17 protein-coding genes, 1 tRNA gene and 1 pseudogene are annotated in these 15,576 nt (G+C 56.5%); 8 read left to right on the plus strand and 11 right to left on the minus strand.

Going from position 1 to position 15,576, the window contains the following annotated elements:
• The 3 genes from PMI28_RS11935 to PMI28_RS0128645 all read left to right on the plus strand — a co-directional run.
• A partial coding sequence (locus PMI28_RS11935) for an RHS repeat-associated core domain-containing protein (RefSeq protein WP_007988054.1) occupies positions 1–656 on the plus strand: 656 nt, incomplete at its 5' end.
• On the plus strand, positions 653–1,048 hold the full coding sequence (locus PMI28_RS11930) for a hypothetical protein (RefSeq protein WP_007988056.1): 396 nt from the start codon (positions 653–655) through the stop codon (positions 1,046–1,048). The genes PMI28_RS11935 and PMI28_RS11930, both read left to right, overlap by 4 nt.
• An 87-nt stretch (positions 1,049–1,135) precedes the next feature.
• Positions 1,136–1,528, plus strand: a complete 393-nt coding sequence (locus PMI28_RS0128645) for a hypothetical protein (protein ID WP_033063417.1) — start codon at positions 1,136–1,138, stop codon at positions 1,526–1,528.
• 145 nt (positions 1,529–1,673) lie between these two features.
• On the opposite strand, the gene PMI28_RS11925 is transcribed toward PMI28_RS0128645, so the two are convergent.
• From PMI28_RS11925 to PMI28_RS31145, 7 genes and pseudogenes are all read right to left on the minus strand, one after another.
• On the minus strand, positions 1,674–1,856 hold the full coding sequence (locus PMI28_RS11925; RefSeq protein ID WP_007988058.1) for a hypothetical protein: 183 nt from the start codon (positions 1,854–1,856) through the stop codon (positions 1,674–1,676).
• 16 nt (positions 1,857–1,872) lie between these two features.
• On the minus strand, positions 1,873–2,340 hold the full coding sequence (locus PMI28_RS31140; protein ID WP_050548699.1) for a YMGG-like glycine zipper-containing protein: 468 nt from the start codon (positions 2,338–2,340) through the stop codon (positions 1,873–1,875).
• A 113-nt stretch (positions 2,341–2,453) separates the two neighbouring features.
• Positions 2,454–2,822, minus strand: a complete 369-nt coding sequence (locus PMI28_RS11920; protein WP_007988063.1) for a hypothetical protein — start codon at positions 2,820–2,822, stop codon at positions 2,454–2,456.
• A 312-nt stretch (positions 2,823–3,134) separates the two neighbouring features.
• Positions 3,135–3,323 (minus strand): hypothetical protein, encoded by a 189-nt coding sequence (locus tag PMI28_RS0128655; protein ID WP_033063424.1) that lies wholly within the window; start codon positions 3,321–3,323, stop codon positions 3,135–3,137.
• A 145-nt stretch (positions 3,324–3,468) separates the two neighbouring features.
• Positions 3,469–3,789, minus strand: coding sequence for a YbjQ family protein (locus PMI28_RS11915; protein ID WP_007988067.1), 321 nt, complete (start codon positions 3,787–3,789; stop codon positions 3,469–3,471).
• Between the two features lie 5 nt (positions 3,790–3,794).
• Positions 3,795–5,129, minus strand: a complete 1,335-nt coding sequence (locus tag PMI28_RS11910) for a serine hydrolase domain-containing protein (RefSeq protein WP_007988068.1) — start codon at positions 5,127–5,129, stop codon at positions 3,795–3,797.
• A gap of 194 nt (positions 5,130–5,323) precedes the next feature.
• Positions 5,324–5,413: pseudogene (locus tag PMI28_RS31145) on the minus strand (type II toxin-antitoxin system HicA family toxin); the annotation flags it as partial.
• A gap of 421 nt (positions 5,414–5,834) precedes the next feature.
• Here PMI28_RS31145 and PMI28_RS11905 point away from each other — a divergent pair.
• Entirely contained in the window at positions 5,835–6,419 is a 585-nt protein-coding gene (locus PMI28_RS11905; protein ID WP_007988069.1) for a hypothetical protein, read from the plus strand.
• Positions 6,420–6,701: 282 nt separating this feature from the next.
• Here PMI28_RS11905 and PMI28_RS11900 read toward each other — a convergent pair.
• A tRNA-Ser gene (locus PMI28_RS11900) sits at positions 6,702–6,791 on the minus strand.
• 308 nt (positions 6,792–7,099) lie between these two features.
• On the opposite strand from PMI28_RS11900, the gene PMI28_RS11895 reads away from it, so the two are divergent.
• From PMI28_RS11895 to PMI28_RS11885, 3 genes are all read left to right on the plus strand, one after another.
• Positions 7,100–7,789, plus strand: coding sequence for a crotonase/enoyl-CoA hydratase family protein (locus PMI28_RS11895; RefSeq protein ID WP_007988070.1), 690 nt, complete (start codon positions 7,100–7,102; stop codon positions 7,787–7,789).
• A 214-nt stretch (positions 7,790–8,003) separates the two neighbouring features.
• Positions 8,004–8,726, plus strand: a complete 723-nt coding sequence (locus tag PMI28_RS11890; RefSeq protein WP_007988071.1) for a lysophospholipid acyltransferase family protein — start codon at positions 8,004–8,006, stop codon at positions 8,724–8,726.
• 147 nt (positions 8,727–8,873) lie between these two features.
• The gene (locus PMI28_RS11885) at positions 8,874–9,845 is read left to right on the plus strand and encodes a magnesium and cobalt transport protein CorA (protein ID WP_007988073.1); all 972 of its coding nucleotides are present in this window, start codon (positions 8,874–8,876) and stop codon (positions 9,843–9,845) included.
• 100 nt (positions 9,846–9,945) lie between these two features.
• Here PMI28_RS11885 and PMI28_RS11880 read toward each other — a convergent pair whose 3' ends face one another.
• The 3 genes from PMI28_RS11880 to PMI28_RS11870 form a co-directional block, all read right to left on the minus strand.
• Entirely contained in the window at positions 9,946–10,668 is a 723-nt protein-coding gene (locus tag PMI28_RS11880) for an amidotransferase (RefSeq protein WP_007988076.1), read from the minus strand.
• A 95-nt stretch (positions 10,669–10,763) separates the two neighbouring features.
• Positions 10,764–12,908, minus strand: coding sequence for a 3-hydroxyacyl-CoA dehydrogenase NAD-binding domain-containing protein (locus PMI28_RS11875; RefSeq protein WP_007988078.1), 2,145 nt, complete (start codon positions 12,906–12,908; stop codon positions 10,764–10,766).
• 24 nt (positions 12,909–12,932) lie between these two features.
• Positions 12,933–14,138 (minus strand): acetyl-CoA C-acetyltransferase, encoded by a 1,206-nt coding sequence (locus PMI28_RS11870; protein WP_007988079.1) that lies wholly within the window; start codon positions 14,136–14,138, stop codon positions 12,933–12,935.
• Positions 14,139–14,740: 602 nt separating this feature from the next.
• Between PMI28_RS11870 and PMI28_RS11865 the strand changes: the two genes are divergently transcribed.
• Complete coding sequence (locus PMI28_RS11865) at positions 14,741–15,562, plus strand: c-type cytochrome (RefSeq protein ID WP_007988082.1); 822 nt, start codon at positions 14,741–14,743, stop codon at positions 15,560–15,562.
• The last annotated feature ends 14 nt before the right edge of the window (positions 15,563–15,576 follow it).

Below are 15,576 nucleotides of genomic sequence, written 5' to 3' on the forward strand. Positions count from 1 at the left end.
CCGAAAGCGGCCTGCACTACAACCGCCATCGCTACTACCACCCGGACCTCGGGCGCTACCTGACGCCGGACCCGGTCAAGCTGGCCGGCGGGTTGAACCCGTACCGGTACACACGGAATCCGACCGGGTGGGTGGATCCGTTGGGGTTGGCGGATTGTCCGGGTGGGGATGGGTGCAAGAAACCGTCGTTGGGGGAGCGGGATCCGACGAGGAAGGTAAAGGTTGATGAAGGGGCGCCTGGTTCTCCTAGTCCAAAACAAGAGCATAATTATTTATACCGCGGTGATGATCGAGAACCTTGGGAAATTTTTGAGGCGGGATTCGAACCTTGGGGTGACAGCACGGATCTTTACTTACATGCCTTAGATAACCGAAACCCTCCAAGTTTTTTTGTAAGCACGTCAATCAAAGAAAGTGAGGCAAAAAAATTTGCTACAGGCTATGGAATTGTCGATGGATACGTTTATGTGCTGAAAAACATTAAAGGAATAGATGTAAACAAAGAACTCGGGCTCATGTCACCACATAGGCGAGAGGTTGAGATAGCGTTTCCCGGTGGAATAAAAAACCACGACATCGTAGGCGCCACCCCCGTCCACGAGGATGGCAGCTATAAAGGTTATTCAATACCAAACCCCCACAGGAAAAAACCGTGAAGCCAATTAAGATAACAATCAACATTCAAGGCTCAATAGAAACAGCCACAATTGAGTGCGACAGAAGGAAGCCGTCCCTCACATTTACAATGCAAGACGGCACCCAAAAAACTTACTCAGCCTACGACCTCTATGTATGCTTTGGCATGTTAAGAGCGGATTACCCTGATATAAAATTTTTATGCAAGGGAGCAAAATTAAATGTCCACCCCTCGCGAATGTCCTCCCAAATGTCCAAGGGTTTAGTCGCATACGAGGTAGAACTCGGAAAGCCCAGTGAAGAAGAAAATATAGTCCGAATTTTTGACTACGAAGACAAAGACATAACTAGCAGTATTGAAGAACAAAAAACCTTCTATAAAAAATGGATCGAATCCTTAAGACCTGACTAAAAGACAAATCCGAAATCAATAAATACCGAGACACACATCAAAAAACCCTCACTCGACTCTAGCAGGGTACAAGGCCAGCAACCACAAATGGCAAAAATCAAAATAAAACTACAAATAGGCGACACCATCGAAAACGCAACTCTAATAGACACCTATAGCTCACTAACATTCATTAGAAAAAATGGATTCAGAAAAGTCTATACTGGTTATGATCTATTTGAATGTTTGGCTCAAATTCGACGAGACTTCCCTGAGATAAAGTTTCTTTGCAAAGGAGCAAAAATCAACGTTTATCCATCGAGCATGTGCTCTCAGATGAGTAATGGGGCTATTGCCTATGAGGTGAAGCTGGGAGAAAAAGCCACCTTTGATCAAATCGTTGGCATTTTTGATTTTGAAGATCAGGACATCACTCATGACATATCAGAACAGAGAGCTTTCAGGCGCCAATGGATAAGCTCTTTTGGGGACATCGAATAGCTTGCAACTACTGAGTTTGCCCCACACCTGCATCATCCGGCGGACGGGTCAACGGGCCTGAAACACAGGCCCTGATGTTTCGAGGACAGGTTGATAAACGCGTTCGATCAGGGTGACAGTCCGTCAATGCGGCAACGAAGCTCAATCAATCTTCGTCCTCTTCCTCATCTCCAAACTCAATATTCCCCACATCGCCCGCATCATCAGCATCGTTCAGCGGCACCGTCGCATCATCCATCAGCGATCCCGGATCTTCATTGCCGGGATCGTTGATAAGCGGCAGTTCGCTTGAGCCTTTTTCTTCCTTGCCTTTGGTTTTCGGAGTCATGACAGGCCTCGCTCAACTAGTGATGCTTCTTGTGGTGCTTGTTCGAGTGTTTATGACCGCCACCGGAATGGGAATGGCCGCTGTCACTCCCCAGATCATTACCAACCGCACCGCCGGCTGCACCACCCAGGCCAGCACCGATGGCCGATCCGGTCGAACCTCCGAGACTGTTGCCAACCACCGATCCACCCGCCGCACCCAAACCACCGCCTATCGCCGCTTCGGTACGACTGTGCCTGGGCGCGGCAATGGCACTACCGGCCGCTCCGCCGACACCTGCACCAACCGCTGCCCCCGTGCTGCCACCCACCTGCCCACCAACAACATTGCCCAGCACCCCACCCAGGCCACCGCCCACCGCGGCATCTCCATTACCTCCTGCCAGCGCCACCTGAGAAACCAGCAATCCAAAAACAATCGCTGGCAACATCAATCGCCGAGCACTCAGGCTTCCGTTTTTTTTGTTGTTGGTTTTCGGGATCATGATACGCCTCACATTCTTCAGGGGTTTGGAGGATTTGAGCGGCTGCGGCGTAAAACGTTCATATATGAAAAAGCCCGGCATCAAGCCGGGCTCTTTTAAACGCTCATTCAGGATCAGTGACGCTTGTGACCGTTGGCCAGGTTGCTACCCACGCCGCCGCCCAATGCACCGCCAAGACCTGCACCGATAGTGGCACCGGACTTGCCGCCGAGGCTATTGCCGATCACCGAACCACCGGCCGCGCCGACACCGCCACCGATAGCAGCGCTGGTACGATGACCTTTTTTGGCGGCGACTGCGCTGCCCGCCGCGCCAGCGACGCCTGCACCAATCGCTGCGCCAGTGCTGCCGCCCATTTTCTGGCCGACTACGTTACCCAATGCGCCGCCCAAACCACCGCCCAACGCGGCAGTGCCGTCGCCAGCCATTGCACCTTGAGCAACCAGAAGCCCCAGAACCAGAGCGGGCAGAGTTAAACGCATGACAAAAACCTCAAAAAATAGGGGTAAACAAAAAAGGGGGCGAGATTGAATGCTTTTGCGCGGATAAAGTCCAGCACGCCGGTCCAACTTCGCGATTGGCGACGGTTTGACAGCATTTTTGGAAAAGGTTTTATGACGGACAAAAAAAAGCCCGCTGGGGAAACGGGCCAGGTGTTGCTTTCTAACGGATGAGTGGAGACTACGGAGGATGCTGTGAAAACTTTGTGAAAGAAATCCCGTTTAAAAAACTTGTCATAAAAACCCTCAGGCATGAAAAACCCCGCTCGAAGGCGGGGTTCGCTAGCAGGTCAATTACTTCCTGACCGGTGCCGTAACCTTGGGTAAAAACTTGCCCTTCAGTACCCGGCACGCTCTGGTTTTGATCTTGTCGACCTCCGTCTGATCTTCACCGAAGCTGGCCACATACTGGGTCTGGCCGCACTGCACATAGTTGTTGATGGGAAATTCAGCCCCGTCGTCTTCGATATACGGATCAGCCATCTCTTCACCCCTCGTAAAAACGCGATCGACACCGGCAAGCCCTTTGCCTGAAAAAATATCGATCGCCAAGGTTTTCCAGACTAGCCGGTCACTACCGGACTTGCCGTTCAGATCCCCCCATCCCCGACGAATGGCCTCCATCCACTCACCTGAGCTTGACCGCAGTCCCGGTCACAAACACCACGACCATCCCGCCCTTGCCGGCCGGCATGCTGATTTCATAATCAAGCCCGACCACCGCGTCCGCCTGAAGCGCCTGCGCCCGCTCCTTGATCTCATCGGTGGCCTGAATGCGTGCTTCCTTCAACGCTCGCTCCAGTGTCTGGGAGCGCCCGCCGAAAAAGTCGCGCATCCCGGCAAACACGTCACGGACGACGTTGATCCCTTGCACCGACTCGGCACTGACGATGTCCAGGTAGGCAGTTATTTGTCGACCTTCAATGGAATGGGTTGTAGTGGTGATCATGGGTTTTACTTCCTGTTCAGATATTCAGCCAACGCATCAAACGCCGGCAAGGTGACGGGATCGTTGGCCGAGTTGCTGGCCACCGGATGGGATGCGTAGCGGACGATAACCATCTCGGCCTTCGGGTCGACATAGATGCGCTGCCCATGAACCCCACGCGCCATGAACGCCCCGCCCGCCTTGTCCGTCACCCACCACATCGACCGATAACTCCAGTCTTTGAGCAATGCGTACCCCGCCCTGGCGAAAGCCTGTTTATCACCGCCACCACGGATATCGTCGATCACTGCCTCTGGCACGATCTGCTGACCGTTGAAGCGGCCACCGTTACGCAGCATCTCGCCAAACCGCGCCAGATCCCGCAATCCGGTATTCAATCCACCACCGGCGAATGGCGTGCCAATGGAGTCCACGGTGAAGTAAGCATCCTGTTCGGCCCCCAATCGACTCCAGATTCTCTCCGACAAAAGCTGCGCGACATTGCGACCGGTGGCGCGAGCAATGACCCAGCCCAGCACATCCGTGTTGACGGTTTTGTAGGCGAACGCTTTGCCGTGCTCACCTTGCGGTTGCACCGTCTGCAAAAACTCGTAGTAACTGCGAGGGCCGTCATAACCCTTGGGCTTGGGCAACGGGTTGCCCGCCTTGGCATGGGCCCAGACCTCGGCGTTCGGGTCCGCATAGTCCTCGCTATATTTGAGGCCCGTGGTCATGTCGAGCACTTGCCGCACCGTGGCGCTGCCAAACGCAGAATCCGTCAGTTCCGGTACATATTCGGCAACCCGCTTGCTGGCATCGAGACGTCCCTCAACCACCAACATGGCTCCCAATGTGCCGACCACAGACTTGGTCACCGACATCGCAGCGTGTTGGCCGTCCGGTTTCAACACGCCGAAGTAACGCTCGTAGACAACTTTCCCGCGGTGCATCACCACAATGCCATCGGTGTAAGTGGCCGCGAGGGATTGTTCCCAGGTCATCGGCACCCTGGCGCCAAGCGGGACAAAACTGATCCCGTCGATATCTTTGCGTAGCGCTATCTCTAGTGGGACCGGTGCGACAAGGCCGTGCGAAACATTAATCGTCGGCATCAATTGCCGAAAGTTCGAAACACTCCAGCGCATTGCCGGAAACTGGAAATAGCTGCCGTCTTCAAAACGCACGGTGCGATCAGCGGGGGGTGGAGAACCGACCATCCAGCCCAGCCTGGCGGGGTCGCTGGCTTGAGCGTCGGGAAAAGTTGCAGGGGTGGATGCGAGGGCCAGTGATGACAGGGAAACAATCGAAACAGCCGCGATGACCTTGGCTGCACCGCGAAAGCTGGCGCGAGAATTGAGCATTATGTCGATTCCGTTCGAAAAGATTGGGCAGTCTAACAGCCGGATCGGCTTGGTCACTGCTTGCGCGGAGAAGCCTCATGCTTGCCCTGCCTCAAATTCAAACGCCAAAAACTACCTCTACCTGCATGCCGACCGCGACCGTCATGACGGCGTGCGCCCCCCTCTGGCTGAGTAGCCGTTGTAGTTCATAACGTTCACGGGGTAACTCCTGCTTGTTCAAGGAAAGCCCGGGCGTCACGCACCTGGTAGGGCTTGGCTTCTTTGTCGGGGTGGGGCCGACGGAAGAATGACATCGCTGATGCGCTGGAGAAGCCTCTAACACTCACTGAGAAAAACGCCGCTTATCCAGAACGGGAAAGCGGCGTTTTCGTGTAGAAGGGTCTGTTTTGCACAGTAAGCAGAATATCGGGGGGACTCTCGCCGGGGTTGTAGGCAATCTCCGAGAGTTGCGTAAGGCGTTACGTTTGCTACGTTTTTAGCTGTTCACTGCCTTGTTGGCCTTACTTTTGGCTGGGCACGTCTCCAGACGTCGCTGCACATTCAGCGAGCGGGGTTGGTAACCCGAAGAGTTGCGCAACATCTGTGCGAGGGGTGCCCTCCTACCTGTAATAATCCCTCCCCCATCCGCGTCAATGCCAATGCCTGAGTGCCACTTCTCCACTGCTATGCTAATAACACCGGTTCTCTACACTGGAGACGAGTCGCATGGCAGCAGAAGGCAATCATTCCCTCTTCACTTTCAAGGCTGTGGCCTACACGACTGGAGGCTTCCTTTTCGCCTTGGTATCTGCCACAAAGCTGCTCGACACTTACTTCGACCTGACGTTGTTGGCAAATACCAAGGGCTGGCTGCTACGTGCGTGGAACTGGCTTCTCTTAGAAACGCCAATACCGAATTGGTCGCTGCTGATGATAATCGCGGCTTTAATCAGCACTCTGACTGTAGCGATTTACTACTACCGCACCACTGACGGAGCTTACGGCGAGCTACACGAGATAGAGCGAAAAGTTTACAAAATGAACAACCCTCAGTTTCCTCAGTTGACAGATAACCAAACGCTGCTGATGGAAGCTTTAACCTATCATGCAAATTTTAGAAAGATTGCAAATTTAGACTCAGTTTGCAAACTTGTCTCACTAAGCAAGTTGGAAGTTGAGGACGGTCTAAAGCAACTCCAAGCTAAACGTCTTGTGAAGCAAAAAGTGACACGGGGTACGTTCGGCGCCACCACTTTTGAACTTACCTTGGCAGGTAAGGACTATGCGCTAGAGCGATTTAAACTAACGTAGTAGAGACACGCGGGACATGGCCTAGAGGCACTTTTTGAGTGACATAATTCACCCTATGGGCGACATGATTTACCATTTCACAAGATCAAGTGAACCCATGTGCGTGATGTCTACGAGGTGCAAACTGACTGACGGTAGCTGCCGAGGGGATTTGCGAGCGAAACCAAGAAAGCGGGACAGCGAAGGGTATAGATCGGAGTGATGGAACGCAGGATGTAATGAATAGTACAACTAAAAAAGAAAAACCCTCGCAAACCATTGATTTGCGAGGGCTTCAGAATGTGGCGGTGAAGGAGAGATTCGAACTCTCGATACAGTTTCCTGTATACACACTTTCCAGGCGTGCTCCTTAAGCCACTCGGACACTTCACCGTATCTCTTCAAACATGTTCTGTCTGTCGAGGCGCGCTAATGTAGTCGAAAGCTTTTCCGATGGCAAACATTTTTTTCAGAATTTTCATGCGCTTAACGCGATTCAACGTTTCCGGTCGCTCCGGACCATGGCAAACCGGCCAATCTCCGGCTTCGTGCCCTCTTCTATATAGAGGGGAATGCGCAGCAGGCACGGCGGGCTGCGCCTGGCGGGCAGGCAAAGGGTGACTGGCGGGTCAGTCACGGCGCTTTACCTGGCCTGCGGCGGTGGGTAACGTCTGCCCAACTTTATTGAAAGGAATAGCGTCATGAGTGAGTTGATTTCTTACCATCTCGAAGACGGTATCGCGACCCTGACCTTGAGCAATGGCAAGGTCAATGCCATCTCCCCGGATGTGATTGCCGCGTTCAACGCTGCGCTGGATCAGGCGGTGACTGATCGTGCAGTGGTGATCATTACCGGCCAGCCGGGCATTCTCTCCGGCGGGTATGACCTGAAGGTGATGACGGCTGGCCCTAAAGAAGCCGTGGCGCTGGTGACCTCCGGCTCGACACTGGCCCGCCGCTTGCTGTCGCACCCCTTCCCGGTGATCGTCGCGTGCCCGGGGCATGCGGTGGCCAAGGGTGCGTTTCTGTTGTTGTCGGCCGACTATCGCATCGGCGTCGACGGTCCGTTCAGCATTGGCCTGAACGAAGTGCAGATTGGCATGACCATGCACCACGCGGGCATCGAGATCGCACGCGATCGCCTGAGCAAAGTCGCGCTGCAGCGTTCGGTGGTCAATGGTGAGATGTTCAATCCACAAGGCGCCGTGGCTGCCGGTTTCCTTGATGTGGTGGTGTCGGCCGAGGAACTGCAAGGCGCAGCGCTGGCGGCGGCACGCCAGTTGAAGAAGATCAACATGACCGCGCACAAGAACACCAAATTGAAAGTGCGCAAAGCGCTGCTGGAGGCTCTGGACAACGCGATCATCCAGGACCAGGAACATCTGGTTTAAGCCCGGATCTGCAACAACGAAAAGCCCGACCGTCGTGTCGGGCTTTTTCATACGTATTGCGGTTAAACCTCTGTAACCGCTCTAGATCGCATCTGACCCATAAGTCGGAAACATCAGCACAAACATCGGCTATCTCCCACCTCCCTGGCAGCAATTGCCGAAAACAGTGCACATCCGTACACTGCGCCACCTTTTGTCCCGGTGGGGCCTGTAAATGCTGTTTTTGTTTCGTATGTCATTGATGGGCCTGCACTTTATCGTGGCGGGTGTGCTGGGTGTGATTCTCGGCCTGTGCCGGCCGTTCAACCCGGACAACAGTCGCTTGTGCGCACGCCTGTATGCCTGGCCGGCCATGTGTATTTTGCGTTTGCGGGTGAAGGCCGAAGTCGGACCGTTGATGGACAAACCTGACAGCTGCGTGATCGTCGCCAATCACCAATCCAACTACGACCTGTTTGTGTTTGGCAACGTGGTGCCCCGTCGTACCGTGTGCATTGGCAAAAAGAGCCTGAAATGGGTGCCGCTGTTCGGGCAGTTGTTCTGGCTGGCCGGCAATGTGCTGATTGACCGTGGCAATGCGCACAAGGCGCGCCATTCGATGTTGACCACCACCCATACCCTGCAAAACAAAGACACCTCGATCTGGGTTTTCCCGGAAGGCACGCGCAACTTGGGTGAGGACTTGCTGCCCTTCAAGAAAGGCGCCTTCCAGATGGCCATTGCCGCCGGGGTGCCGATCGTGCCGGTGTGTGTCAGTAGTTACGTCAAACACATGCGATTGAACCGCTGGCGCAGTGGGAAAATTCTGATTCGTTCGTTGCCGGCGATTCCCACCGCCGGATTGAGCCTGGACGACATGCCCATGCTGATTGCCCAGTGTCGCGAGCAGATGCGTGAATGCATCGAATCGATGGACCGGCAACTGCAAGCTGCCTGAATGAAACCCGCCAAGTGCGGGTTTTCTTTTGCCCCTGAACTCTGCAGATTTAGCTGACTCTCAAGCATCGCCAAGGCTAAGCTGAACAATGCCTGCCATTGCGTTTATCGCTAATAGAAAGCTGCCAATAAGAAGTGAACCACCATCATGGGTAGAGTTGTTGCTGCTGCGGTTTATAGCGCCGGTAAGAGAGTCACCAATATCACCCTCGACGAAGGCGCCGCCTGGGCTGCAAAGCCCGGGCACTTTGTCTGGATCGGCCTCGAGGAGCCGAACGCCGAGGAGCTCTACAATCTGCAACGCCAGTTCAACCTGCACGAACTGGCCATTGAAGACGCCCTGGAAAAGCACAGCCGGCCGAAGCTGGAAACCTTCGGCGATGCGCTGTTCATCGTGACGTACTCGCCCATCCGGGATGAAGGCAAACTCAAGTTCATCGAGACGCATATCTTTGCCGGCAATGGCTACATTATTACTGCGCGCAACGGTCACTCCGCGTCCTACGCCCATGTCCGACAACGCTGTGAGGCGCGTCCGCTATTGCTTGAGCACGGGGAAGATTTCGTACTCTATGCCATCCTCGATTTTGTGATCGAAAACTACCAGCCGATGGGCGAAGCCATTCACGCGGAAATCGATGAGCTGGAAGGCAATGTGTTGTGCGGCGTGCTGAATGACTACGACATCCAGAAGCTACATGGCCTGCGTCGTGATGTTTTGCGTTTGCGTCGTTATGTGGCACCGATGATTGAGATAGGAGAGGAACTGCAGAGGCTGAGTTTCCCGTTCATCGACAAGAACATGCGGCCATACTTTCGCGATGTGCAGATTCATGTGACGCGGCAGATGGAAGACCTGACGACGCTGGCGGATATTGCCAGCCAGACGATTGAGGTCGGGGTGCTGTTGGAGGCCTCACGCCAGAGCGTGGTGCAACGCAAGTTTGCGGCCTGGGCGGCGATCTTGGCCTTCCCGACGGCGGTGGCGGGGATCTACGGGATGAACTTCCAGAACATGCCGGAGTTGAACTGGCAATACGGCTACTTCGGGGTGCTGGGGTTTATTACGGTGGGTTGTCTGGGGTTGTGGGCGAGTTTCAAGAAGTCCGGTTGGTTGTAGGAGCGAGCTCGCTCGCGAAAAACCTGAGAGCACCGTGGGCTGTCAGGTTTGGCGCGTTATCGTTCACGACCATCGCGAGCAGGGCTCGCTCCTACAGGTTTTAAACAGCTCCCGGCTTGTGCGCGACAAACCGCATCATCCACTCGGCAACCGTGGTGCCGTGGTGTTCCTGTTCCAGGCTCGCGATACCTTTGGAGTAGACCTGCTCGCCCAGTGCCTGCTGGCGAATCTCCAGCAGGGCGCGGGAGTAGTCGTGGATGAATTCCGGATGCCCCTGGAAGCACAGCACCTGATCGTTGATGTGGTAGGCGGCATACGGGCAGAAATCGCTGGAAGCGATGACCGTGGCGTTTTCCGGCAGCGTCGTGACCTGATCCTGGTGGCTGATCAGCAACGTCAGTTCTTCGCGCACCGGGCTCATCCATGGCGCCTTGGCGGCCATTTTGTACTTGTGCGTGCCGACGCCCCAGCCCTGGGTGGCGCGTTCGCTCTTGCCACCGAGCAGCAGTGCCAGCAACTGATGGCCGAAGCAGACGCCCAACAACTTGTCGCCGCGCTCGTAGCGGGTCAGCAGATATTTCTTGAGGGTTTCGATCCACGGGTCGGTGCCGAAGGAGTCAGCCTTGCTGCCCGTCACCAGGTAGGCGTCGAACGCCAGGTCGTCGCTTGGGTATTCACCCTGCACCACGTTGTAGACAGTGAACTCGGCGGCAATCGGCTGCTGCGAAAACAGGTGTTTGAACATCTGCCCGTAGCCCTGATATTGGTCAACCAATTCCGGACGCAGGTGGTCGGTTTCCAGAATGCAGATGCGTAACGACATAAAAAATACCTGACACGTGATGGGAATAATGCACACCCCAGAGCCTGCCTCGAAACACCGTGACAAGGCAAGCCCCGAAATGCGTCATCGCCCCCTTAGAACGTCTCCCCTTTGGCCGCCTTCTCCAGCAGCAATGCGGGTGGCGCGAACCGCTCGCCATATTGCTTGGCCAGATACTGCGCCCGGGCGACAAAGTCCTGCACGCCGTACTGGTTGATAAATTGCAACGCTCCGCCGGTCCAGGCGGCGAAACCGATACCGAAGATCGAGCCAACGTTGGCATCCGCCGTCGAGGTCAACACGCCCTCCTCCACACAGCGCACGGTTTCGATGGCTTGCACGAACAGCAGGCGATCACGCACGTCCTTCGGCGAAATCTGCCCGTCGGTTTTCTCGAAGCGGGTTTTCAACTCAGGCCACAGGTGTTTCTGGCCGCCCGCCGGATACTCGTAGAAACCTCCACCGGCAGCCTTGCCCGGACGCTTGAAATCATTGAGCAGCACGTCAATTACGGTAAATGCCGGGTGTTCTATCAGCGGTTTACCTTCTGCTTGCAGGTCCTTGGCGGTTTGCAGGCGGATATGGCTCATCAGACTGAGGGAAACTTCGTCAGAGATCGCCAGCGGTCCTATAGGCATGCCGGCTTTGCGCGCTTCAGTCTCGATCATCGCCGCGTTGACGCCTTCGCCCAGCATGGCGATGCCTTCGTTGGTGAAGGTGCCGAACACCCGCGACGTGAAAAAACCGCGGCTGTCGTTGACCACAATCGGGGTTTTCCTGATTTGCAGGACGTAATCGAATCCGCGGGCCAGGGTTTCGTCGCTGGTTTTGGCGCCCTTGATGATTTCCACCAGCGGCATTTTGTCCACGGGACTGAAAAAATGCAGGCCGATGAACTTGCTCTGATCGGGCACGGCGCACGCCAGGCCGCTGATCGGCAAGGTCGAGGTATTGGAGGCGATCACGGCGTCCGCGCCGACAACCTTCTGCGCCGCCAACGAGACCTTGGCCTTCAAGTCACGATCCTCGAACACGGCCTCGATGATCAGGTCGCAACCGGCCAGGTCGGCATCGCTTTCGGTGGTTTGAATGCGTGCCAGAACGCTATCACGCTGTTCAATGCTCAATTGTCCGCGAGCGACTTTCTTGTCCAGCAGCGCCGCCGAATGCGCCTTGCCCTTCTCTGCCGCGGCGAGGGTGATGTCCTTGAGCACCACATCGATACCCGCCGATGCGCTGACAAACGCGATACCGGCGCCCATCATCCCGGCGCCGAGCACGCCGACCTTGCGGGTGACATAAGGCGCAAAACCTTGAGGCCGCGAGCCACCGGCATTGATTTCGTTGAGCTGGAACCAGAACGTACCTATCAGGTTTTTCGAAATCTGGCCGGTGGTCAACTCGGTGAAGTAGCGGGTTTCGATCAGGTGCGCGGTATCGAAATCCACTTGGGCGCCCTCGACCGCCGCGCACAGGATCTTCTCCGGCGCGGGCATCGTTCCCTGGGTTTTGCTGCGCAGGATCGACGGCGCAATCGCCAGCATCTGGGCGACTTTCGGATTTGATGGTGTGCCGCCCGGAATCTGGTAGCCCTTCACGTCCCAGCGCTGCACCGCCACCGGATTGGCGAAAATCCACGCCCTTGCCTTGGCCAACAGGTCTTCGTGATCGGTCGCCAGTGCGTCGATCAATCCTGCCTGCAACGCCTGTTGTGGTCGCACCCTCTTGCCTTCAAGCAGATAAGGCAGGGCTTTTTCCAGGCCGAGCATACGCACCATGCGCACCACGCCTCCGCCGCCAGGCAGCAGGCCGAGGGTGACTTCCGGCAGGCCGAGTTGCACCGACGGGTTGTCCAGCGCCACGCGGTGATGGCAGGCCAGACAGATTTCCCAGCCGCCACCCAATGCGGCGCCATTGATCGCGGCGACCACTGGCTTGCCGAGGGTTTCCACGGTGCGCAACTGGCCCTTGAGGCTCAGCACCATGTCATAGAAGGCTTTCGCCTGGGGCTTGTCGACCTTGATCAGTTCATTGAGGTCGCCGCCAGCGAAGAAAGTCTTCTTGGCCGAGGTGATGATCACTCCGGCGATGTTGTCCTTGTCGGCCACCAGCCGCGCAACGCAGTCAGCCATGGCCTCGCGGTACACCGCGTTCATGGTGTTGGCGCTCTGGCCCGGCAGGTCGATGGTCAGGACGACGATTTGGTCCTGGCCTTTTTCGTAACGAATGGCTTCGTTCATAACGAGATTCCTTGAAGTCCGGGCTCAGAGGCGTTCGATGATGGTGGCAATGCCCATGCCGCCGCCGACACACAGGGTCGCGAGGCCATAACGCAGGCGTCGGGCTTCCAGTTCATCCAGCAGTGTGCCGAGAATGGCGCATCCGGTGGCACCCAGCGGATGGCCCATGGCGATGGAACCGCCGTTGACATTGACCTTGTCCGGATCGACGGCCATGTCCTTGATGAATTTCAATACCACCGAAGCGAACGCCTCGTTGACCTCGAACAGATCGATGTCCTCGACCCGCAGCCCGGCCTTGGCCAATGCCTTGCGGGTCGCCGGCGCGGGGCCGGTGAGCATGATGGTCGGATCGGTGCTGGTGACCGCCGTGGCGACGATCCGCGCCCGTGGCTGCAAGCCCAGCGCCCGGCCCTTGGCTTCGGAGCCGATGAGCATCAGCGCCGCGCCATCGACAATCCCGGAACTGTTGCCGGGGGTGTGAACATGGTTGATCCGCTCGACATGGCTATAGACCCGCAGCGCGGTGGCATCGAAACCCATCTGCCCCATCATCTCGAAACTCGGCTTGAGCTTGCCCAGGCCTTCCAGGGTCGAATCGGCGCGGATGAACTCATCGTGATCGAGCAGGATGATGCCGTTCTGATCCTGCACCGGCACCAGCGACTTGCTGAACGAACCGTCGGCCCGGGCCCGCGCAGCCTTTTGCTGGGAATGCAGCGCGTAGGCATCGACATCCTGACGGCTGAAGCCTTCAAGGGTGGCGATCAGGTCGGCGCCCACGCCCTGTGGCGTGAAGTGACTGTGCAGGTTGGTTTCCGGGTCCAGCGCCCAGGCCCCGCCATCGCTGCCCATCGGCACCCGGGACATCGACTCGACACCGCCGACCACCACCAGGTCTTCAAAACCGGAGCGCACTTTCATCGCGCCGAGATTGACCGCCTCCAGCCCCGAAGCACAGAAACGGTTGATCTGTACCCCCGCCACACTGACATCCCAATCGGCCACCTGAGCAGCGGTTTTGGCGATGTCGGAGCCTTGATCGCCAATCGGCGTCACGCAGCCGAGCACCACGTCATCGACCTGGCTGGTGTCCAGCGCCGTGCGCTGTTGCAGTGCGGTGAGCAAACCGGCCACCAGGTTCACCGGTTTGACGCTGTGCAAGGCGCCATCGGCCTTGCCTTTGCCACGGGGCGTGCGTAACGCGTCGAAAATCAATGCTTGGGTCATGACGTCCTCGAACCGCAGTGCAGGTGGATAAATACCGAGTGCTCACTCTTGGCCCGACTCACGTTTGATTCAATGACCGCAGCGCTCACAGACGTTGACGCTGACGCTCAGACGGACGGTAGTCAGCTACCGGATTAACCGATTCAGGACACCAAGCTGTCTAGCCAACGGGCGCCAAAGAAGCTGGCAATAGGCCTCATGCCTTTTTTAAAGCAAATCGTAACAACACCATACGAAATGGATCTAAACCAAGCGCTGCGCGGCCTCTAAGGTGAACTTGTACGAAGTTGTCGTCGGGTTTTGCCGAGGCGCTCGTCACTACAGGAAGTGCAACGCGCTGCCATCATGGAGATATGCAGGCAGGCATCAGGAAATAACAAAAAAGGCGGTCAAGCCATGTTCAAACAATCGAAAGTACGTCAAGCCGGACTCATCCTTTTCGCCACCACGCTGTTGTTGATATTGCCGAACCTGACCAAGGTGATCGGCTAGTCGCGTCTAAAAGATACGGCGTCACGGTTTTGAATTGCCACTATCAAAATGTGACTGGCCCGCTACCCGGGCCAGCGTGGCTGTGCCAATCTTTGCGGCACTTGCACGACATGGACGGCGATCACTTGAAAATGCTCATTCTGCTCGGGGCCCTGCTGTTCGGCTCGCCCCTGTATGCCGCACAGCTGAACCTGGAGCTGGGCGCGAACAGTCGCACCTGGCAGACCGAGGAACTGCTCAAGCACCCTCAAGTCCAGACCATCAACATCAACAACGACGTTTCCTACAAACGGGACATGAGTTACCGCGCAGTGCCACTGTCCGCACTGCTGACCGGCATCAAGCCCGACGACCACCTGCAAGCCGTGGCCCTGGATGGCTTTGCCGCCGAAATGGCCGCGGCGCCGCTGCTTAATACCCAGGGTGCACGGGCCTGGCTGGCGATTGAAGACCCGGCCAAACCGTGGCCACCGCTAGCAGAAGGAAAGCCGGGCGCCGGGCCGTTCTATCTGGTCTGGGCCAATCCGCAGGCCGGCAATATCAGCCCCGAACAATGGCCGTTCCAGGTGGCGAGCATTAAACGCCTGGCGCCCGTGGCCGAGCGTTTTCCCGCCCTGCTGCCCGATCCGGCCTTGAAGGCGGATGATCCGGTGAACAAGGGTTTTGCGTTGTTCCAGAAGAACTGCCTGGCGTGTCATCGACTCAATGGTGCCGGGGACGCGCAGTTCGGGCCGGACCTGAATATTCCGTACAACCCGACCGAGTACTTCGGCGCGGACTTCCTCAAGCGCTACATTCGCGACCCACAGAGCTTGCGCCAGTGGCCGCAGGCGAAGATGCCCGGGTTCTCGGCCGAAGTGTTGCCGGATGGGGAGCTGGGGATGTTGGTGGGGTATTTGAAGCATATGGTTGGGCGTAAGGTGAAGCCCTAAGACTTGTGCTGCAT

The sequence above is a fragment of the Pseudomonas sp. GM48 genome (assembly GCF_000282335.1).
Classification (GTDB): domain Bacteria; phylum Pseudomonadota; class Gammaproteobacteria; order Pseudomonadales; family Pseudomonadaceae; genus Aquipseudomonas.